General features: G+C 41.5%; 24 protein-coding genes. 18 read left to right on the top strand and 6 right to left on the bottom strand.

The window, feature by feature from the left end; translation table 11 throughout:
• Positions 1-28: 28 nt before the first annotated feature.
• From tpiA to N521_RS01670, 8 genes are all read left to right on the top strand, one after another.
• On the top strand, positions 29-790 hold the full coding sequence (tpiA, locus tag N521_RS01705) for a triose-phosphate isomerase (protein WP_035389424.1): 762 nt from the start codon (positions 29-31) through the stop codon (positions 788-790).
• Positions 783-2318 carry a 2,3-bisphosphoglycerate-independent phosphoglycerate mutase gene (gene gpmI / locus N521_RS01700; protein WP_017359214.1) on the top strand — a complete coding sequence of 512 codons (1536 nt, stop codon included), beginning with the start codon at positions 783-785 and terminating at the stop codon, positions 2316-2318. Before tpiA ends, gpmI begins: the two co-directional genes overlap by 8 nt.
• A 29-nt stretch (positions 2319-2347) precedes the next feature.
• A complete protein-coding gene (eno, locus tag N521_RS01695; RefSeq protein WP_003212752.1) occupies positions 2348-3640 on the top strand; it encodes a phosphopyruvate hydratase in 1293 nt (430 codons plus the stop codon).
• A gap of 280 nt (positions 3641-3920) precedes the next feature.
• Positions 3921-4190 (top strand): hypothetical protein, encoded by a 270-nt coding sequence (locus N521_RS01690; protein WP_008347702.1) that lies wholly within the window; start codon positions 3921-3923, stop codon positions 4188-4190.
• A 59-nt stretch (positions 4191-4249) separates the two neighbouring features.
• Positions 4250-5017 (top strand): ATP-binding cassette domain-containing protein, encoded by a 768-nt coding sequence (locus tag N521_RS01685; protein WP_008347699.1) that lies wholly within the window; start codon positions 4250-4252, stop codon positions 5015-5017.
• Complete coding sequence (locus N521_RS01680) at positions 4989-6386, top strand: hypothetical protein (protein ID WP_035389422.1); 1398 nt, start codon at positions 4989-4991, stop codon at positions 6384-6386. The genes N521_RS01685 and N521_RS01680 overlap by 29 nt, the downstream gene beginning before the upstream one ends.
• A complete protein-coding gene (locus tag N521_RS01675) occupies positions 6383-6748 on the top strand; it encodes a hypothetical protein (protein WP_035389420.1) in 366 nt (121 codons plus the stop codon). Before N521_RS01680 ends, N521_RS01675 begins: the two co-directional genes overlap by 4 nt.
• Positions 6749-7030, top strand: coding sequence for a hypothetical protein (locus N521_RS01670; protein ID WP_008347692.1), 282 nt, complete (start codon positions 6749-6751; stop codon positions 7028-7030).
• A gap of 20 nt (positions 7031-7050) precedes the next feature.
• Here the strand turns inward: N521_RS01670 and N521_RS01665 are convergent, their stop codons facing one another.
• Entirely contained in the window at positions 7051-7515 is a 465-nt protein-coding gene (locus N521_RS01665) for a GNAT family N-acetyltransferase (RefSeq protein ID WP_035389418.1), read from the bottom strand.
• A gap of 15 nt (positions 7516-7530) precedes the next feature.
• Positions 7531-7995: a hypothetical protein gene (locus N521_RS01660; RefSeq protein WP_035389416.1), complete on the bottom strand. Its 465-nt coding sequence runs from the start codon at positions 7993-7995 to the stop codon at positions 7531-7533.
• Between the two features lie 118 nt (positions 7996-8113).
• Between N521_RS01660 and N521_RS01655 the strand changes: the two genes are divergently transcribed.
• Positions 8114-8749 carry a MarC family protein gene (locus N521_RS01655; RefSeq protein ID WP_035389414.1) on the top strand — a complete coding sequence of 212 codons (636 nt, stop codon included), beginning with the start codon at positions 8114-8116 and terminating at the stop codon, positions 8747-8749.
• Positions 8750-8803: 54 nt separating this feature from the next.
• Here the strand turns inward: N521_RS01655 and N521_RS01650 are convergent, their stop codons facing one another.
• Entirely contained in the window at positions 8804-9340 is a 537-nt protein-coding gene (locus N521_RS01650; protein ID WP_017359221.1) for a GbsR/MarR family transcriptional regulator, read from the bottom strand.
• Between the two features lie 269 nt (positions 9341-9609).
• Between N521_RS01650 and N521_RS01645 the strand changes: the two genes are divergently transcribed.
• From N521_RS01645 to N521_RS01630, 4 genes are read left to right on the top strand one after another with little or no spacing between them, the layout of a single operon-like run.
• Positions 9610-10758 (top strand): betaine/proline/choline family ABC transporter ATP-binding protein, encoded by a 1149-nt coding sequence (locus N521_RS01645; protein ID WP_017359222.1) that lies wholly within the window; start codon positions 9610-9612, stop codon positions 10756-10758.
• Between the two features lie 13 nt (positions 10759-10771).
• Entirely contained in the window at positions 10772-11425 is a 654-nt protein-coding gene (locus N521_RS01640; RefSeq protein ID WP_008347681.1) for an ABC transporter permease, read from the top strand.
• Between the two features lie 13 nt (positions 11426-11438).
• Entirely contained in the window at positions 11439-12356 is a 918-nt protein-coding gene (locus N521_RS01635; RefSeq protein ID WP_008347678.1) for an osmoprotectant ABC transporter substrate-binding protein, read from the top strand.
• Positions 12357-12377: 21 nt separating this feature from the next.
• Positions 12378-13067 carry an ABC transporter permease gene (locus N521_RS01630; protein ID WP_008347676.1) on the top strand — a complete coding sequence of 230 codons (690 nt, stop codon included), beginning with the start codon at positions 12378-12380 and terminating at the stop codon, positions 13065-13067.
• 81 nt (positions 13068-13148) lie between these two features.
• On the opposite strand, the gene N521_RS01625 is transcribed toward N521_RS01630, so the two are convergent.
• From N521_RS01625 to N521_RS01615, 3 genes are all read right to left on the bottom strand, one after another.
• Positions 13149-13469, bottom strand: a complete 321-nt coding sequence (locus tag N521_RS01625) for a winged helix-turn-helix transcriptional regulator (RefSeq protein WP_007500199.1) — start codon at positions 13467-13469, stop codon at positions 13149-13151.
• Positions 13470-13551: 82 nt separating this feature from the next.
• The gene (locus N521_RS01620) at positions 13552-13953 is read right to left on the bottom strand and encodes a helix-turn-helix domain-containing protein (RefSeq protein ID WP_008347673.1); all 402 of its coding nucleotides are present in this window, start codon (positions 13951-13953) and stop codon (positions 13552-13554) included.
• 130 nt (positions 13954-14083) lie between these two features.
• Positions 14084-14488 carry a helix-turn-helix domain-containing protein gene (locus N521_RS01615; RefSeq protein WP_007500204.1) on the bottom strand — a complete coding sequence of 135 codons (405 nt, stop codon included), beginning with the start codon at positions 14486-14488 and terminating at the stop codon, positions 14084-14086.
• A gap of 154 nt (positions 14489-14642) precedes the next feature.
• On the opposite strand from N521_RS01615, the gene N521_RS01610 reads away from it, so the two are divergent.
• The 5 genes from N521_RS01610 to rnr all read left to right on the top strand — a co-directional run bounded on the left by N521_RS01610 (position 14643) and on the right by rnr (position 18854).
• Positions 14643-14876, top strand: a complete 234-nt coding sequence (locus tag N521_RS01610) for a helix-turn-helix domain-containing protein (RefSeq protein ID WP_008347669.1) — start codon at positions 14643-14645, stop codon at positions 14874-14876.
• A gap of 37 nt (positions 14877-14913) precedes the next feature.
• Positions 14914-15204 carry an AbrB/MazE/SpoVT family DNA-binding domain-containing protein gene (locus N521_RS01605; protein WP_008347666.1) on the top strand — a complete coding sequence of 97 codons (291 nt, stop codon included), beginning with the start codon at positions 14914-14916 and terminating at the stop codon, positions 15202-15204.
• Positions 15205-15391: 187 nt separating this feature from the next.
• Positions 15392-15625, top strand: coding sequence for a preprotein translocase subunit SecG (gene secG / locus N521_RS01600; protein WP_003212746.1), 234 nt, complete (start codon positions 15392-15394; stop codon positions 15623-15625).
• A gap of 123 nt (positions 15626-15748) precedes the next feature.
• Entirely contained in the window at positions 15749-16495 is a 747-nt protein-coding gene (locus tag N521_RS01595) for an alpha/beta hydrolase (RefSeq protein ID WP_008347663.1), read from the top strand.
• 19 nt (positions 16496-16514) lie between these two features.
• Positions 16515-18854: a ribonuclease R gene (gene rnr, locus N521_RS01590; protein WP_008347660.1), complete on the top strand. Its 2340-nt coding sequence runs from the start codon at positions 16515-16517 to the stop codon at positions 18852-18854.
• Positions 18855-18907: the final 53 nt, after the last annotated feature.

The following is an 18907-nucleotide window of genomic DNA, read 5'->3' as shown; positions in this document are numbered from 1 at the left end:
CCAAAACTGCTATAAGGAAGTGTCAATCATGAGAAAACCAATTATAGCTGGGAACTGGAAGATGAACAAAACACTTGGTGAAGCTGTAAGCTTCGTTGAAGAAGTCAAGTCATCTATTCCATCTCCTGACAAAGTGGAATCTATTGTCTGTGCACCAGCCCTTTTCCTTGAAAAGCTGAACAGCCTTTCTAACGGAACAGACCTTAAAATTGGTGCGCAAAACATGCACTTTGAAGAAAATGGTGCATTCACTGGTGAAATCAGCCCTGCTGCGCTTAAAGATCTTGGCATCGGCTACTCAGTGATCGGTCATTCAGAGCGCCGCGAATTCTTCGCTGAAACAGATGAAACAGTGAACAAAAAAGCACATGCTGCATTCAAGTATGGCATCGTTCCAATCATCTGTGTAGGTGAAACGCTTGAAGAGCGTGAAGCAGGCAAAACAAACGAACTTGTCGCTGATCAAGTGAAGAAAGCACTAGCTGGTTTAACGAAGCAGCAAGTCGCTGAATCTGTGATTGCCTATGAGCCAATCTGGGCGATCGGTACAGGTAAATCTTCTACAGCGAAAGATGCAAACGATGTTTGTACGCACATTCGCCAAACGGTTGCAAGTGAATTTGGTCAAGAAGCGGCAGACAGCCTTCGCATTCAATATGGCGGAAGCGTGAAACCTGCGAATATTAAAGAATATATGGCAGAATCCGATATTGACGGTGCTTTGGTAGGCGGCGCAAGCTTAGAACCTCAGTCTTTCGTTCAATTATTGGAGGAAGGTCAATATGAGTAAGAAACCAGCTGCATTAATCATCTTAGATGGATTCGGTTTAAGAGGCGAAACAGTCGGTAACGCTGTTGCCCAAGCAAAGAAACCGAACTTCGACCGCTACTGGAACGAATTCCCGCATCAAACCTTAACGGCTTCAGGTGAGGCAGTGGGCCTCCCAGAAGGTCAAATGGGGAACTCTGAAGTTGGGCATTTGAACATCGGTGCAGGACGCATCGTGTACCAAAGCTTAACAAGAGTGAATGTTGCCATTCGTGATGGGGAATTTGAGAAAAACGAAACGTTCCTAGATGCAATGACTTATGCAAAAGAAAATGACAAGGCGCTTCATTTATTCGGTCTCTTGTCAGACGGCGGTGTGCATAGCCACATCCAGCATCTTTTTGCCTTGCTGAAACTAGCGAAAAAAGAAGGCTTAACAAAAGTATACATTCACGGCTTCTTAGACGGACGCGATGTTGGTCAGAAGACAGCGAAAGTGTACTTAAAACAGCTTGAAGAACAAATCAAAGAAATCGGTGTCGGAGAAGTCGCAACACTTTCTGGACGCTATTACTCAATGGACCGTGACAAGCGCTGGGATCGTGTGGAGAAAGCATATCGCGCGATGGCGTATGGTGAAGGCCCAAGTTATCAAAACATCTATGATGTCGTTGATGACTCCTATGAAAATGGAATCTACGATGAGTTCGTTATTCCATCTGTCATTACGAGAGAAAATGGTGAGCCGGTTGCAAAAGTAAACGACGGCGACTCTGTGATTTTCTATAACTTCCGTCCAGACCGTGCGATTCAAATTTCAAACACATTCACAAATGAAGATTTCCGCTCGTTTGACCGCGGGGAAGCACATCCGAAGGATTTACACTTCGTCTGCTTCACACACTTCAGTGAAACGGTAGATGGCTATGTGGCTTTCAAACCAGTGAATTTGGATAACACAGTAGGAGAAGTACTTTCTCAAAATGGATTGAAGCAGCTGCGGATTGCTGAAACAGAGAAATATCCTCACGTGACGTTCTTTATGAGCGGTGGACGTGAAGAAGAATTTCCTGGAGAAGACCGCATCTTAATCAATTCACCAGATGTCGCAACCTATGACCTCAAGCCAGAAATGAGCGCTTATGAGGTAAAGGATGCACTTGTTGCAGACATCAATGCTGATAAGCATGATGCGATCATTCTGAACTTTGCTAACCCAGATATGGTGGGGCATTCAGGTATGCTTGAGCCAACAATCAAAGCCATTGAAGCAGTAGATGAGTGCTTAGGAGCTGTAGTCGACGCAATCCTTGCAAAAGGCGGACACGCCATCATCACGGCAGACCACGGTAACGCAGACGTGCTCATTACCGAAGAAGGAAAGCCGCATACTGCACATACAACGAATCCTGTGCCAGTCATCGTAACGAAAAAAGGTGCGACGCTTAGAGAAGGCGGCATTTTAGCTGATCTATCTCCAACGCTTTTAGACTTACTTGGACTTGAAAAACCAAAAGAGATGACAGGAACATCATTGATTCAGAAATAACAAATTGATTCAAAAGGAGAGAAATAACGATGCCATACATTGTTGACGTATATGCACGCGAAGTATTAGACTCTCGCGGTAACCCAACAGTTGAAGTAGAAGTTTACACAGAATCTGGCGGCTTTGGCCGTGCACTAGTACCAAGTGGTGCTTCTACTGGTGAATATGAAGCAGTAGAACTACGTGACGGAGACAAAGACCGTTACCTTGGAAAAGGTGTTTTGACAGCTGTAAACAACGTAAACGAAATCATTGCACCAGAGCTTTTAGGCTTTGATGTCACTGAACAAGTAGCAATTGACAAAATGTTAATCGAACTTGACGGAACAGAAAACAAAGGGAAATTAGGTGCAAACGCAATCCTTGGCGTATCTATCGCTGTAGCACGTGCGGCTGCTGATTTCTTACAAATTCCACTTTATCAATACCTTGGTGGATTCAACTCCAAAACGCTTCCAGTGCCGATGATGAACATCGTCAACGGTGGAGAGCATGCGGATAACAACGTAGACATTCAAGAATTCATGATTATGCCTGTAGGTGCTCCAAACTTCCGTGAAGCACTTCGCATGGGCGCTCAAATCTTCCATAGCCTGAAATCTGTATTAAGCGCAAAAGGCTTAAACACAGCTGTAGGTGACGAAGGTGGATTCGCTCCAAACCTTGGTTCTAACGAAGAAGCACTTCAAACAATCGTAGAAGCGATTGAAAAAGCTGGTTTCAAACCAGGTGAAGAAGTGAAACTTGCGATGGATGCTGCATCTTCTGAGTTCTATAACAAAGAAGACGGTAAATATCATTTATCAGGCGAAGGTGTTGTGAAAACATCTGCTGAAATGGTTGACTGGTATGAAGATATGGTATCGAAATACCCAATCATCTCAATCGAAGACGGCCTTGATGAAAACGACTGGGAAGGTCACAAACTATTAACTGAGCGTCTTGGCAGCAAGGTTCAGCTAGTAGGAGACGACTTGTTCGTAACAAATACGAAGAAGCTTTCTGAAGGAATCAAAAACGGCGTTGGTAACTCAATCCTCATCAAAGTAAACCAAATCGGTACATTAACTGAAACATTTGATGCAATCGAAATGGCGAAACGTGCAGGCTATACAGCTGTTATCTCTCACCGTTCTGGTGAAACAGAAGACAGCACAATTGCAGACATTGCAGTTGCAACTAACGCTGGACAAATCAAAACAGGTGCTCCATCTCGTACGGACCGTGTGGCGAAATACAACCAATTACTTCGCATCGAAGATCAATTGGCTGAAACAGCTCAATACCACGGCATTGCTACATTCTACAACTTGAATAAGTAATGTAAAGCAACGCGCTGCGTGCGCTCTTTTGAAAAGAGCGTATCGCAGCGCTTTTTTTATGTTGAAATAAAGACGCAAAGCTGGCTCAAGCGAATAGGCTCTGCTTCCTTTGTCATATCCTATTTTTGTAAAAAATCATCCTTCAGTCAGAGGTGAAACGATGAGCTTGACGATTTATAAGCAATAAATCATGAAAACTCTTCTAAAAATATGATCTGAATTGAACTTATGCTATTTGCATGGGGGTGGTATCATTTTACATATATTAGGGGGTGATGAGATGCTGAATCCTTTTAGCCTTCGTTTTCCAGTAGGCGTGTACATGTATGTCCTTCACCTACTGGCGGCATATGATGAAAGGAAGCAACGAATTCTAACTTCTAAGAACGTACAGAAAAATGCATTTTGGATTTATGTCCTTGCCGCTATCTTAGGCATTGTGACAGCTGCAGCTTTGATTTGGGCATGCAAAACATTTGGAAAAGGCTCGAAATTTTTAGGAGAGTTCAAGTTTTTAGGCCTGTATATTAAAATCAAATGCGGCTTCTAACAAATGGTGAGAACAGATGCGAGGTCATCTGTTCTATCTGAAATAAATGGAGGGACATGATGCTGACATTACACTTAACAGAAAAAACGTATAGCCGCACCTTTTCTCTCCGCGATATTCAGTTAAATGTAGAGAAAGGACGTATGCTTCTGCTTTTGGGGCATAATGGGGCAGGAAAAACCACGATGATTCAGTCTATGTTTGGCCTGACACCATTTACGGGTGTTGTCTCTTTAGATGGTAAACAGCTGAATTTTCAATCCTCAGCACATATCTCCTTTTTGAAAGAACATGTTTCCTATATTCCTGATGATCATGCTTTGTTTGATTATTTAACGCCGAGAGAATATTTTCATTTACTCCAGCTTCCAGACAAACGAAATGGACCTCGAGAAGAGGCCTTCGTCGATCTGTTTGAGCTGAGACCTTATATGGATCAGCCAATTGCCCAGCTGTCTCATGGCAATCAAAAGAAAACCCAAATCATTTCACAGCTCCTTAGGTCTTGTGATTATTATGTATTCGACGAGCCTACAAATGGACTTGATCCAGATATGATGATCATCTTAAAAAAGGTGCTCATGAAGCTGAGAAATCAAGGTGCAGGCATTCTCATTTCTACCCATCATTTGGGCTTTGGTGAGACATTGTATGACCACCTTATGATCTTAAGAAACGGTGATATCAAGCTGGATATGTCACGTCAAGAAACAAACAAAACATTCCCTCATCAAGCACTTGAGGATATTTATAAAGAAGTGAATCAAGATTACTATATGCAGGTGGAGAGGTTGCTCAATGACTTGGACACGACACGTTCTTCATAAAATAGAATGGGGCATGCTCACAACGAAAATCAAGCAGCTCGGCAAAAAATATCCTTTGCAGCTTCTCGCCGCAGCCGTTTTTTTATTGCTGATCTACGCCATATACGTTGTCATGAGCCTGCGTTTTTTTATGCAAGTAGGGGAGAGCGAACCAGTTGCTTTATACCTTCAATTTGTGAAAATGACCCTGCTGCTTTTGGGAGCAGGTATTGTCTTTTCCCGTCATAAAATGAAGCGTCAAGAGTATCAGTTCTTCTTTTTGAATAGTGCGATGCAAAGTGTCTCATTTGTCCTTTGTGTGTATTTCTTTCCAGTGCTGTTTTGTTTCATCATGCTTGGTCTGCTTTTTTTACCCATCCTATTAGGACTGATCATTAGCGGCGTTACACTATCTTTGTATTGGATCATTGTGGTAGGGATCACTTGCTGTGGATTGGCGCTGTATACGCTTGCTTCTTGGATGCTGATACGCATTGGTGTGAGCCATTTTATATCAAAAACAAAAGAGCATTTACTGCTGCAAACGATTGGATTTGTGACGCTCGGTGCTTTCGTGTTTCTCCTTTTTCAAAAAGCGGTTGAGATGATTCACGTATGGCCGTCTATCTATCTTGTATTTCTGATGATCTTTCTATGTGCAGGGTGGTTTTGGCTGAAAGGCTTGGCGGCTTGTTATGTCAATCGGATGTTTTTGCAGCTAAAGGTAGAGGTGAAGTCGTTTTCTTACCAAAAAATCAGATCGGATTCTTCATTTTTCACACATCTGCGGCAGGAGCTTGTTTATTTTAGCCGATCAGCTGTGTTTAAAGAACAAGGTATTTTGTTCCTGTTTCTTGTCTGTTTCACGATAGGTCTCCCATTCATCTTTACTCCGGAAGAGATTGGCTGGCTGTTTGCTTTTATTGTGCAGTTTGCCTTAAAGGAGATCCTTATTATGCTTCCTCTGATGATTGGCAGGGAATATCATCTCCATCAGCGAGCCATTTTTATGTTAAATACATCAAAGGGTGCCTATTTATTATCAAGAATTTTATTTTATTACACAATGAATATATTGATTTATTTTGTCTATATCGGGCTTGCTTATTTCATGATTGGGGTTGAAAGTGAAGGGCACGGTTTGGCAAGCTTGTCCATTTTATTGATTACTGTCATGGCGGCATGTGTCGGGTTTGTCGTGAAGATTAGTGATTTTAATAAACTGTTTGTGATCGTGATGATGATTGCTGTGTTCAGTATGTTGGATATGCTTTTAGTCCAGTGGCTTTCAGCAAATATCCAGCTGCTCTCAACTGCCTATATGGCTTGTTCAGCCGCATTCTTCATCTTCATATATGCTGCCATGCTAAAGAGGCCGATTGTGCGATGATGACGCTTTTATTTTGCTTAATAGCCGTTGTGCTCATTCATGAACTCGGACATATCCTGATGGTGATGGTGTGCAACAAAATCGAAAAAAAACCCATCTTTGATTATGTGGTGATGATCGATTGGAAGCACGTGTCGATTGTCCATGAGAAATTTTCACGGCCGGGTTTTAATATGATGGTCGCACTTGCAGGTCCTGTGTTTCCAGTGATCTGCTCGGGTGTGCTTTTCTTCATGTGGAGGCATCCAGTGACGCATCCATTGCTGCTTTTTTCTTTATTAAATACAGTGATGCTGCATCCAGCTTGCCCAGACGGGAAAAATATCATCGCCAGTTTAAAAGAGATGAAAGGAGAGAACTAAATGGTTAAAGTATTTCATTCGTTTTCTAGCGGCTTAACGCTTGCGATGCTTTATGTGTTTGCTGTGTTTATGACGCCAGTATTTTTAATGCTGCTAGAGGTTCATCATGTTGAATCAAGTCCAACTCTATTTGGTATGCCATTTTATATCATGAAAATTGAACAGTATCAATTCAGCTCAGAGGCAACGCTCTTTGGGTGCGTGGTCTGTTTTTTAGCGGGCGCCGCTCTCTACTTCTTGATTCAATATGTGATTCATGCAGTGAAAAAGAGCAGAACATAAAAAAAGCAGGCTGAATGAAGTCAGTCTGCTTGAAGAACGAGTGACAACCGCACCATATCCATACACTGAATACCGTTCTCATAAATCGGTTCATCATAGTGCTTCAGAAAGAAATCGTGATCGATAGACGCCATGCGAAAACCGCATTTTTGATAAAGGGCGAGCTGCTGAATACTAGAGTTGCCTGTGCCAATTTCAATTGTATGAAAGCCAGCTGCCTTGGCTTCTGAAATAGCATGGCGGATCAGCTGCTTCCCAATTCCTCTACCTTGCCATGACTCTTTCACGGCGACATTCATGATTTCCACTGTCTGCTGAGACAGAGGCGTCAGAACATACACACCAATCATGTCCTGTTTATGAAAAGCAACATAACAAGAACCAGATTGTACATAGGCAATGACTTTTTCAGTTGAAGGGTCAGCTAATAGTAAAAGATCCATAGGAACAGATTGATCATGAGACAATGGCCGAATCTGTATCAAATCATTTCATCCTCTCTATTCTTTGATATACCCTTGTTTAACACCCCAATCATATTGATCCTGCACCCATTGAGAAGGAGGATGATGGGTGACATTTGGGTCTTTCTTAACAGTTGTTTTCCTAGTCGTTTGTGCTGCCTGCTTATTCGCTTGAGCCGTTGCTTTCGCTGATGCCAGTTCTTTTTGAAGCTGATCTATTTTTAACTCAAGCGCTTTACGCTGTTTGGTTTCTTTTTGATGCGCCTTCTTTTCTTTCTTCAGCTTGTTTGTGACGGTGGACAATTCCTTTTTTTGACCATCCATTTCATCTTTCATATCCGTTCCTTCTGACTTTAATTGTGTCAGCTGCTCATCATTCTTTCTCATTTCTTGCTGGTGTTTTTTCTCTGCCGCGGTGAGCGACTGCTGCTGCCACACAATCCAGCCAGTTGCACCTAGGATGATCACAGACAAGACAATGATCGTGATGTTTTTTTTCATGTTCTATTCCCCTTTCGTTAAACCTCTATTATCATCGGTTAAAACAAACCAGGTTTTAACAGAACAAGGGAATATTCGCATCAGATTAGCAGACACTATGAAAAAAGGAGGGTGTCTGTTGATTTCCTTTATGATTCATGTCATTGTGTCATTATTTGCTGTCTCAAATCCCATTGGAAACGTGCCTCTTTTCATCACTTTAACAGAAGGCTACTCAGAAAAAGAACGCGCCCAGACGGCCAAAAAAGCGATTGTTGTGTCTTTTATGATTTTGATTGCCTTTCTTTTGGCAGGCAGGCTCATTTTCAAATTGTTTGGCATTGATATCCATGCACTCCGTATCGCCGGAGGTATTTTTATTTTTGGTATCGCTTACAATTTGCTGAATGCAAAAGAATCACATGTTCAAAACCCTCATTCGGATGAAAAGGCAGAGAGCAAAGAGAAGGCCGATGTTTCGGTGACCCCGCTCGCCATTCCGATCATTGCCGGACCTGGTACAATTGCGACTGTCATGAGCTTAACGCCAGGAAGCCACCAAGTAACGCTTCATCTGCTTGCGATTCTTATTGGCATTGTGGTTGTACTTGCCATGACCTATTATGCATTTCATTATTCAAGTTTCATTATGCGAAAAATGGGGAAAACAGAGATGAATGTCGTGACACGATTAATGGGATTGATTCTAGCTGTTGTGGCAGTAGAGATGATTGGCGCAGGGATCAAAGGGATGTTCCCAATGCTGATGTCATAAGTGTATATAAAAAAGCTGTTTTTTTCTACAAAATTGTAAAATAAAACAGCTTTTTTAAGGTTTTGGCACATGTTGAAATACTTCTTCACTTTCAAAGAACTCAATTAAACGGCTAATCCAGTCATAATAATCGAGACTTTCCTTGATTTCTGAAAGAAGAAGATTGATTTTATCTACTGTTTCTTCTGGCAGGTCATCTTGTTCAAGCAGCTCCAGCAATTCTTTGCATGTCTTTTTATGTGCCTTGCGATTTTTGCTGACAACACGTGACCAATTGGCTGCAAACAATGAAATAAAGGTTTGATATTGATCTTGCTCAACGTCATATAAATCTTTGCGTATTCCTTTTTCATAAACCTTTTCAGCAATATTCAGATCAAGCATTTCTCGAACGACTTGACTCATTCTTGTTTTGCTCATGCCGGTCGCCTCTGAGAGCTCACCGAGCGTCATTGGTTTACGGTTCATATGAATGATACCAAGCACTCTACCCACTGTGGCAGAAAGACCAAAGGCATTCATGTTCTCGGCAGCTTTTTCAATATAATGATCCTGTGCTTTTTGAATGGCGCCTAACGCTTGCTTGTCCATTCCCCGCTTCATCCCTTCACGACTGACAATTTGTAACACAATATATCATATACCTGTTTGTTCATGAAAACAATAAATATTGAGTATTTGCTCGTAAGTTGGAGGAAAAAGGAGGGATCGGTACATATCAGGCCGTTAACTGAAAATTTTAAATAAATCTTATGCAATACAAACACATCGTAAACTTTTTATTTTATAAAGTTTGCACTATAATAAATAAGGTGTAAATTTTCTGAAAATATATATCCGACTAATTGGAGGTGTCTCATTTGCTGAAACTAGAGAATGTATCTAAGACGTATAAAGGCGGAAAAAAAGCTGTCAAAAATATTGATTTAGAAATAGCAAAAGGAGAATTTATTTGTTTTATTGGACCGAGTGGCTGTGGAAAAACAACAACCATGAAGATGATTAACCGACTGATTGAACCTTCCTCAGGAAACATATTGATCGAGGGAGAAAACATTATGAAAAAAGATCCAGTCCAATTAAGAAGAGAAATTGGTTATGTGATTCAGCAAATTGGACTTTTCCCTCATATGACCATCGCACAAAACATTTCCCTTGTGCCGAAGCTGCTGAAATGGCCGGAAGAAAAACGAAAAGAACGAGCGCGTGAATTGCTCAAACTCGTCGATATGGGGCCGGAATACTTAGAGCGTTACCCGCATGAACTCAGTGGAGGACAGCAGCAGCGTATCGGCGTTCTTCGCGCACTCGCAGCAGAACCCCCTTTAATCCTGATGGATGAACCATTTGGAGCACTTGACCCGATCACAAGAGATTCATTGCAGGAAGAATTTAAGAAACTGCAAAAAACGTTAAATAAAACAATCGTATTCGTCACACATGACATGGATGAAGCGATTAAACTTGCAGACCGCATTGTCATTTTAAAAGATGGAGAGATTGTCCAAGTGGGCACGCCAGATGATATTTTACGTAACCCTGTGAACGAATTCGTAGAAGAATTCATCGGGAAAGAACGTCTGCTTCAATCAAACCCGAATATGGAACGTGTGGAACAAATGATGAACACGTCTCCAGTCACAATTACCGTCGAAAAAACATTGACAGATGCCATCTTTATTATGAGAGAAAAGCGGGTTGATTCCCTGCTTGTCGTTGATGAAAATCATGTGCTGAAAGGCTATATCGATATTGAAACCATCGATGCAAACCGCAGAAAAGCAGCCTTCGTTGGCGATATTTTAAATACAGAATTTTATACAGTACAAGAAGGTGCGCTTCTTAGAGATACTGTCCGAAAGATCTTAATACGCGGCATTAAATATGTACCGGTTGTCGATGCAAAAGGGCACTTAAAAGGCATCGTCACACGTGCAAGTCTTGTAGATGTCGTATATGACTCTATTTGGGGAGAAGATACCCCGGAGGCTGTCACTGAAATGAACTAAGGGAGGTGTACACATGGATCAAATCATCGATTTTCTTGAGAAAAATGGTGGGGAACTCCTCACAAAAATGTGGGAGCATTTATACATTTCTTTAATTGCCGTTGTGTTAGGCATTATCGTGGCCGTTCCTTTAGGCGTCATTCTTACACGAATGAAAAGAGGCGCCGGTTTTGTCATCGGCGTCGTGAATATCTTTCAAACACTCCCTAGTTTAGCGATTCTTGCATTTTTTATTCCTATTTTGGGAGTTGGAAAAATACCTGCGATCGTTGCGCTATTTTTCTATTCCGTTTTGCCTATTTTAAGAAATACGTATGCCGGTGTTCAAGGTGTGAACAAAAACTTGCTTGAATCTGGTAAAGGGATTGGCATGACGACATGGGAACAAATTCGTCTTGTGGAACTGCCGCTTGCTGTTCCGGTCATTATGGCAGGGGTCAGAACCTCAACGATTTATTTAATTGGGTGGACAACACTTGCTGCTTTTATCGGTGGAGGCGGTCTTGGTGACTACATTTTAATTGGGCTTCAGCTTTACCAGCCGGAATACATTATTGCGGGTGCGATCCCTGTCACTATTTTAGCAGTCATCATTGACCTTACATTGATGAAGCTTGAGAAAAAAGTAACACCAGAAGGCTTAAAAGGATTGAAGGAAGTTTCATAAGGAGTTGGCTCATGTGAAGAATCGAAAAACAAAATGGATCAGTGCACTGCTTGCCGGATGCTTGCTATTCATAAGTGGCTGTTCACTTCCTGGACTAGCCGGCTCTTCAGGGAGCACGCTGCGAATCGGTGCACAAAACTTTACAGAATCAGAAATTATGGCCTATATGGTGGGAGACATCATTGAGCATTACACAGATAAAAAGACAACCATTGTGAAGAATTTAGGCTCAAATACGGTGCAGCAGAAAGCAATGGAAAACGGTGATGTCGACATTTCGGCAACACGATATACAGGCACGGATTTAACAAGTACGCTAGGAATGGATGCAGAAAAAGATCCAAAGCGTGCAATGGAAATCGTCCAGAAAGAATTCAAAAAACGCTATGATTACAAATGGTTTGATTCCTATGGGTTTGATAATACGTATGCCTTTGCTGTGACGCAGAAGATGGCGAAGGAAAACAACCTAGAAACAGTCTCTGATTTAAAAAAGAATGCCAAAAATTATCGCTTCGGTGTGGATAATATTTGGCTGAAAAAGAAAGGTGACGGTTACGAAGGATTTGTGAAAACATACGGAATTGAATTTGGAAGCACCTTTCCGATGCAGATCGGTCTAGTCTATGACGCATTGAAAAATGAAAAAATGGATATTGTGCTTGCCTATTCAACAGATGGCCGGATCAAAGCGTATAATCTCAAAATCTTAAAAGATGATAAACGATTCTTCCCACCATACGATGCATCACCAGTTGTCCCTGAGAAGGTATTAAAAGAAAATCCAGGACTGGACAAGGTGATCAACAGGTTGATTGGAAAAATCGATACCGAACAAATGCAAGAGCTCAATTATCAAGTCGATGGAGAACTAAAAGAACCAGCGACTGTTGCGAGAGATTTTCTAAAGAAACACAATTACTTTGAGTAAGATTGGGAGGTGTCAGAGCTGATGGACACACTGCAGCAATTATGGGCGTATTATCAACAGAACGGTTCATATGTGTTAGAAGAATTTTACCGGCATTTCCTCATGTCAGCGTATGGGGTATTATTTGCGGCAATTGTCGGAATACCAGTCGGCATCTTTGTGGCGCATTACCGCAAACTGAGCAATTGGGTGTTCGCAATAACCAATGTCATTCAAACCATTCCAGCGTTAGCGATGCTTTCTGTGTTGATGCTTGTATTAGGACTTGGCGCAAATACAGTCATCTTATCACTCTTTTTGTATTCGCTTCTGCCGATTATCCGTAACACGTACACAGGTATTGTCAGCATTGAGCATGCCTATTTAGAATCGGGGAAAGCGATGGGCATGACGAAATGGCAAGTGCTGAGAATGGTTGAATTACCGCTTGCTTTATCTGTCATTATGGCTGGTTTAAGAACCGCACTTGTGATCGCAATCGGTATTACAGCGATTGGGACATTTGTTGGTGCTGGAGGACTTGGTGATATCATCATCAGAGGATCAAACGCGACAAACGGAACAGCCATTATTTTAGCAGGTGCTATTCCAACTGCGCTCATGGCCATTATTGCCGACCTTGTCATGGGCTGGCTTGAACGCTATTTAAGCCCAACCAACAAGAAAAAAGAAAGCAAGGCGTTAGCTGAAAAAAACATGACATCCGCATAAATGCTTGAAAAGACAAAACCTCCTCTACATCTGTAGGGGAGGTTTTTTTATCATGATTAGGCGGCTCACATCAGGAGACATTTATGATTCAAGTGTGATCCATTCAGAGGACCACTTCGCAATTTCCTCAAAAACGGGTGCAAGTGAGCGCCCCATATCAGTTAATGAATACTCAATACGCACGGGTGTTTCAGCAAAAACCTCCCGTTTTACAATGCCTGCTGCTTCCAGCTCTTTTAATCTCTCAGATAAAACCCTTCCGCTTAAATTGGTCAGAGCTGCTTCGATTTCACTAAAGCGCTGTGAACCTGAGAGAAGCTGAAAAACAATCAGTGCCACCCAGCGTTTACTTAATAACTCAACTGCTTTTTCAAACCGCGGGCACATATCAGATTGATTCATCTTTCTTCACTCCAATCTGAACCCATTATACCGTAATTCTGTCAAAAATCGGCGCAAAAAGCTTGTCAATGATCAAAACATTTTACGATGACGAACGGCTGTTTAGTAGAAATAACAAATAGCGGTTTAAATCCTCTATCTCATGTTTAGAAAGAGTGGACCATATGTCCCCATTAAATATTTCAAGATCATCAAGTTCATATTGCTCTGCCGCTTCTTTTATTTGGGTAAAAGCCGTTTCTTCTTCCTTTATGACATAGGCAGAAGACGCTTCTTCAATATACCCTGCAGCCTGCATCATGTCCTCATAAGGTACTTTTAATGCACCTGCTAGTTTTTTAATTGTAGGAGGTTTCGGAATGCCGCGTTTCCCGTTTTCAATCCGAGAAATACCAGCAGCGCTGACCTCTGAATACATCGCTAATTGGTTCACCGATAGTTTCCTTTTCTCACGTAATGCTCTTAAATATGCACCGAAGTTCATCAACTCAAAACCTCACATGGTTAAAGATTAGTTATCTCTAGTGTACTCGATTTGTTGACTATTGGCAATAAGTGCACCATGAAAATATTGACATTAGTTAATAGTGGATGTATCTTATGTTTATGCCCCGCTATTTGTTCGCCTTTTTTTGGTTAATGAGCGTGAGAAAGTATTGATTCAGCTGGCTGATGTCTTGTGCGGTGAGTGTTTCCCATTGGTCTCCATCGAAAATAGGGAGATGTTCTACATCCTTTTGAAGCGCCGTTTGATAGATTTTTAATATGGATTCATATTTCGGTTTCATTTCATGCACTTTTTCCTGTTCAATATAACCGGCAAGCAGCATTAAATCCTCATAAGGCACCTTCAAAGCGCGTGCTAATTTTTTTATGGTTAAAGGCTTTGGCACACCACGCTTTCCATTCTCAATCCGAGAAATACCGGCAGCGCTTACGCCTGAATACATGGCGAGTTGATTGACAGACATCTTTCTATTCTCTCTTAAAATGCGTAATTGTTCACCAAAGTGATTCATGTCATCGAACCTCACATTTCAGTATATGACTTATTTTAGTATGATCATTGACCAAAGGAAATAGAAAGGGCGTAAAAGTGTTGACATAAGTTAATGAATCCGGGAGATATGAGAGTCCTACATGTTGTACATATTGATCCTATAGGAGGTTGTAATGATGGTCGAAAAGATTCAGATCAGGCGGGCATTTGTGATGCAGTATATGATCGAAAACGATATGTCTTTAAATCAGCTCGCAGATGAAATTGGTATCTCTCCTGCCACACTCAGCAGGGTATTGAATGGTCACCGGAAGCCAGGACAGCTTGTCATTGGCAAAATGATTCATTACTTTGATAAAAAATTTGAAGATTTATTTTACTATGAAGATGTTGACAAAAGTCAATAAATGAAATCATCGTATGATCATTAAGGAGGCGGCTTCATTGAAAAGAACTGGAATGGTAAGACACATTGATTCGCTTGGCAGAATTGTTCTGCCTTCAGAAATGCGAAAGGTACTCAATATAAAAGAAGAGCAGCTGTTAGAAATTTTCATCGAAGATCAAACCATTATGCTGAAAAAATATGATGCAGATAAGAGCTGCTTATTAACTGGCCAAATAACGAAATACAACAAAAGCTATGGAAACGGTAACGTCGTGCTGAGTCCTGAAGGAGCTGAACGGTTGTTAGTAGAATTAAAACAGCTCTTAAAAGAAGAAGCAACTCGCTAAAAACGTTTTTTAACCTCAAAAATTGCATATAAAAAATGCTGCATACAATCCATTGGAGCGAAATTGAATCAAAATGACAAATAAAGTCGACAATATATAGGAAATCTTTATTTTGATGTTTCGTGACATGCACCTTGTTTTCATGTAAAATAAAGTTATGTGTACCAGTTTGTCTGGAGGTGTTTTCATGCACGCATTTGTTATCACATTACTCGTAATTGTCAGTATCGCACTTATCATCGTTGTATTATTACAATCAAGTAAAAGTGCAGGACTGTCAGGCGCTATTTCAGGTGGAGCCGAGCAGCTTTTCGGTAAGCAAAAAGCGAGAGGTCTTGACTTGATTCTTCACCGATTAACTGTCATTTTGTCAGTGCTTTTCTTCATCTTAACACTTGCATTGGCATATTTAGGCGTGTAGGCGCGAGTAACAGAAGGTCTGATCTTTTTTCAGACCTTTTTTTATTATCAGCACTCTTTTGTGTTTGTTTCATACATACAAGTGGAAAATATAAACCATATCAGAAGGAAAGGAAGTCACATCATGAAAGTTGTTACACCAAAACCATTTACGTTTAAAGGTGGAGAAAAGGCGGTGCTTCTTCTTCACGGTTTTACTGGGAATACAGCCGATGTTCGTATGCTTGGGCGTTATTTGAATGAAAGAGGCTATACATGCCATGCACCTCAATACAAAGGACACGGTGTACCGCCAGAGGAGCTTGTTCATACAGGTCCTACAGATTGGTGGAAAGATGTAGAAGAAGGCTATCAATTTTTAAAAGACGAAGGTTATGAGGAAATTGCGGTCTGCGGACTATCCCTCGGAGGAGTTTTTTCATTAAAATTAGGTTACACTGTACCTGTAAAGGGAATTGTACCTATGTGTGCACCTATGTACATAAAAAGTGAAGAAGTCATGTACCAGGGTGTACTAGATTATGCCCGTAACTATAAAAAATTCGAGGGTAAGTCAGAGGATCAAATTGAGCAAGAGATGGAAGAGTTCAAGAAAACACCAATGGGTACACTCAAGGCTCTTCAAGAACTCATTGCAGATGTCAGAAACAATGTTGACATGATTTATTCACCTACTTTTGTTGTTCAGGCACGTCATGATCATATGATTAATACAGACAGTGCAAACATTATTTATAACGAAGTAGAGACAGATGAAAAACATTTAAAGTGGTATGAAGAATCGGGCCATGTTATCACGCTTGATAAAGAGCGAGAGAAGGTTCATCAGGATGTATATGCATTCTTAGAATCACTCGATTGGTCAATTTAAATATATAGGGGGTTAGAGTGTGCAAAAAGAAGAATTTATGGATGAATTACTTGCGTTTATGCAAGAAGAGGCGTACAAACCATTAACGGTGCAGGAATTAGAAGTCATGATGGAAATTACCAATCCAGATGATTATAAAGAGCTCGTCAAAGCACTTGTGATATTAGAGGATCAGGGACTTATCGTCCGTACCCGCAGCGACCGCTATGGTGTACCGGAAAAAATGAACTTGGTAAAAGGGAAGCTGTCTGCGCATGCAAAAGGATTTGCATTTGTGACACCAGAAGAGTTTGGACAGGATGATATTTTCATTCCGCCAAATGAGCTAGGCACAGCAATGAATGGCGACACCGTCATGGTTCGTGTCAGCCACAAATCAAATGGCACCAAAAAAGAAGGAACGGTCATCCGTATTCTGGAGCGTAATACTCAGACGGTTGTCGGTACCTATACAGAAACGAAAAGTTTTGGTTTTGTCATTCCTGATGATAAAAAAATCACAAACGATATCTTCATTCCAAAATCCGCTAAAAACGGAGCGGTTGAAGGTCATAAAGTCGTTGTCACGCTGACAAGCTACCCTGAAGGAAGAATGAGTGCAGAGGGTGAAGTGACTGAAATCCTTGGTCACAAAAATGACCCTGGCATCGATATTTTGTCGATTATTCATAAACACGGTCTACCAGGTGAGTTTCCGGAAGAAGCGCTCCAGCAGGCAGCAGACACACCTGAAACGATCGATGAAAAGGACCTTGAAGGTAGACGTGATCTGCGCAATGAAACGATCGTGACGATTGACGGTGCAGATGCAAAGGACTTGGACGATGCGGTTACTGTGCAAAAGTTGGATGATGGTAAATACAAACTGGGTGTGCATATTGCGGATGTCTCTCATTATGTAACGGAAAACTCTCCGATTGATCAGGAAGCCTATGAGCGTGGAACGAGTGTGTATCTTGTCGACCGCGTCATTCCAATGATTCCTCATCGCCTGTCAAATGGCATTTGCTCGTTGAATCCGAAGGTAGATCGTCTCACACTCTCTTGTGAAATGATCATTGATCGAAGTGGGAAAGTCGTCAAACACGAAATTTTCCAAAGTGTGATCAAAACGACGGAAAGAATGACCTATTCCGATGTGAATAAGATTTTAGTTGACCAAGATGAAGAGCTTTTAGACAAATACGAGCCGTTAGTACCAATGTTCCAAGAGATGGAGAAGCTTGCAGAAATTCTGCGTGACAAGCGAATGGAGCGTGGAGCAGTCGACTTTGACTTCAAGGAAGCAAAAGTGCTTGTAGATGATGAAGGCGCAGCGAAAGACGTAGTTATTCGTGAGCGTTCTGTTGCCGAAAAATTAATTGAAGAATTCATGCTGGTGGCAAACGAAACAGTTGCCGAGCATTTCCACTGGATGAATGTTCCGTTCATTTACCGAATTCACGAAGAACCAAATCCTGAGAAACTTCAGCGCTTTTTAGAGTTCGTGACGACATTTGGTTACATTGTGAAAGGGACGTCAACGAATATTCACCCGCGTGCTCTTCAAAGTGTACTTGATGCCGTCCGTGATCAGCCGGAAGAAGTCGTCATTCAAACTGTGATGCTTCGCTCAATGAAACAGGCGAAGTATGATCCAGAAAGCATTGGACATTTTGGATTATCTACCGAATTTTATACACACTTCACATCGCCGATCCGCCGTTACCCGGATTTAATCGTGCATAGGCTGATCAGAACCTATTTAATAGAGAAAAAGACAGACGAAGCGACCCTTGAAAAGTGGGGTCAACTGCTGCCAGAAATCGCAGATCATGCATCTACAATGGAGCGCCGCTCTGTTGATGCTGAGCGCGAAACAGATGACCTGAAAAAGGCAGAGTTTATGCTGGATAAAATCGGTGAAGAGTTTGATGGTATGATTAGTTCCGTCACGAATTTCGGACTATTCGTTGAACTGCCGAATACGATAGAAGGCCTTGTCCATGTGAGCTACATGACAGACGATTACTATCGTTTTGATGAACAGCACTTTGCCATGATCGGTGAGCGGACAGGGAATGTATATCGCATAGGTGACGAAATTACTGTCAAAGTGGTGAGTGTAAATAAAGATGAGCATTCCATTGATTTTGAAATCGTCGGGATGAAAGGCACTCGCCGTAAATCACCAAAAGACTTCAAGTTCAAAAAACGGACAGATCCACCAGCCAAAAAAGGACGCGGAGGTCAAAAGGCCTCTGGGGAAAAAGGCAAAGAGGATAAAGGCGGCGACTGGTTTACAGGTCGTAAAAAGAAGAAAAAGAAAAAACGCGTATTTGATAACGCACCGAAACAAAAGCGCAAAAAGAAAAAGTAACGTGACAAAAAGCAAATAGGGCATCACGCTCTATTTGCTTTTTGACCAAGTGG

Source organism: Bacillus sp. UNC125MFCrub1.1, from assembly GCF_000701305.1.
Lineage (GTDB): Bacteria > Bacillota > Bacilli > Bacillales > Bacillaceae > Bacillus > Bacillus altitudinis.
This window is presented reverse-complemented; position numbering and strand designations above follow the sequence as displayed.

What these genes read in the sequence shown, in the direction of transcription:
- tpiA (WP_035389424.1), top strand. Translation starts at nt 29, where the DNA reads ATGAGAAAACCAATTATAGCTGGGAACTGGAAGATGAACAAAACACTT.
- gpmI (WP_017359214.1), top strand. Translation starts at nt 783, where the DNA reads ATGAGTAAGAAACCAGCTGCATTAATCATCTTAGATGGATTCGGTTTA.
- eno (WP_003212752.1), top strand. Translation starts at nt 2,348, where the DNA reads ATGCCATACATTGTTGACGTATATGCACGCGAAGTATTAGACTCTCGC.
- N521_RS01690 (WP_008347702.1), top strand. Translation starts at nt 3,921, where the DNA reads ATGCTGAATCCTTTTAGCCTTCGTTTTCCAGTAGGCGTGTACATGTAT.
- N521_RS01685 (WP_008347699.1), top strand. Translation starts at nt 4,250, where the DNA reads ATGCTGACATTACACTTAACAGAAAAAACGTATAGCCGCACCTTTTCT.
- N521_RS01680 (WP_035389422.1), top strand. Translation starts at nt 4,989, where the DNA reads ATGACTTGGACACGACACGTTCTTCATAAAATAGAATGGGGCATGCTC.
- N521_RS01675 (WP_035389420.1), top strand. Translation starts at nt 6,383, where the DNA reads ATGATGACGCTTTTATTTTGCTTAATAGCCGTTGTGCTCATTCATGAA.
- N521_RS01670 (WP_008347692.1), top strand. Translation starts at nt 6,749, where the DNA reads ATGGTTAAAGTATTTCATTCGTTTTCTAGCGGCTTAACGCTTGCGATG.
- N521_RS01660 (WP_035389416.1), bottom strand. Translation starts at nt 7,995, where the DNA reads ATGAAAAAAAACATCACGATCATTGTCTTGTCTGTGATCATCCTAGGT.
- N521_RS01650 (WP_017359221.1), bottom strand. Translation starts at nt 9,340, where the DNA reads ATGGACAAGCAAGCGTTAGGCGCCATTCAAAAAGCACAGGATCATTAT.
- N521_RS01640 (WP_008347681.1), top strand. Translation starts at nt 10,772, where the DNA reads ATGGATCAAATCATCGATTTTCTTGAGAAAAATGGTGGGGAACTCCTC.
- N521_RS01630 (WP_008347676.1), top strand. Translation starts at nt 12,378, where the DNA reads ATGGACACACTGCAGCAATTATGGGCGTATTATCAACAGAACGGTTCA.
- N521_RS01625 (WP_007500199.1), bottom strand. Translation starts at nt 13,469, where the DNA reads ATGAATCAATCTGATATGTGCCCGCGGTTTGAAAAAGCAGTTGAGTTA.
- N521_RS01620 (WP_008347673.1), bottom strand. Translation starts at nt 13,953, where the DNA reads ATGAACTTCGGTGCATATTTAAGAGCATTACGTGAGAAAAGGAAACTA.
- N521_RS01615 (WP_007500204.1), bottom strand. Translation starts at nt 14,488, where the DNA reads ATGAATCACTTTGGTGAACAATTACGCATTTTAAGAGAGAATAGAAAG.
- N521_RS01610 (WP_008347669.1), top strand. Translation starts at nt 14,643, where the DNA reads ATGATGGTCGAAAAGATTCAGATCAGGCGGGCATTTGTGATGCAGTAT.
- secG (WP_003212746.1), top strand. Translation starts at nt 15,392, where the DNA reads ATGCACGCATTTGTTATCACATTACTCGTAATTGTCAGTATCGCACTT.
- N521_RS01595 (WP_008347663.1), top strand. Translation starts at nt 15,749, where the DNA reads ATGAAAGTTGTTACACCAAAACCATTTACGTTTAAAGGTGGAGAAAAG.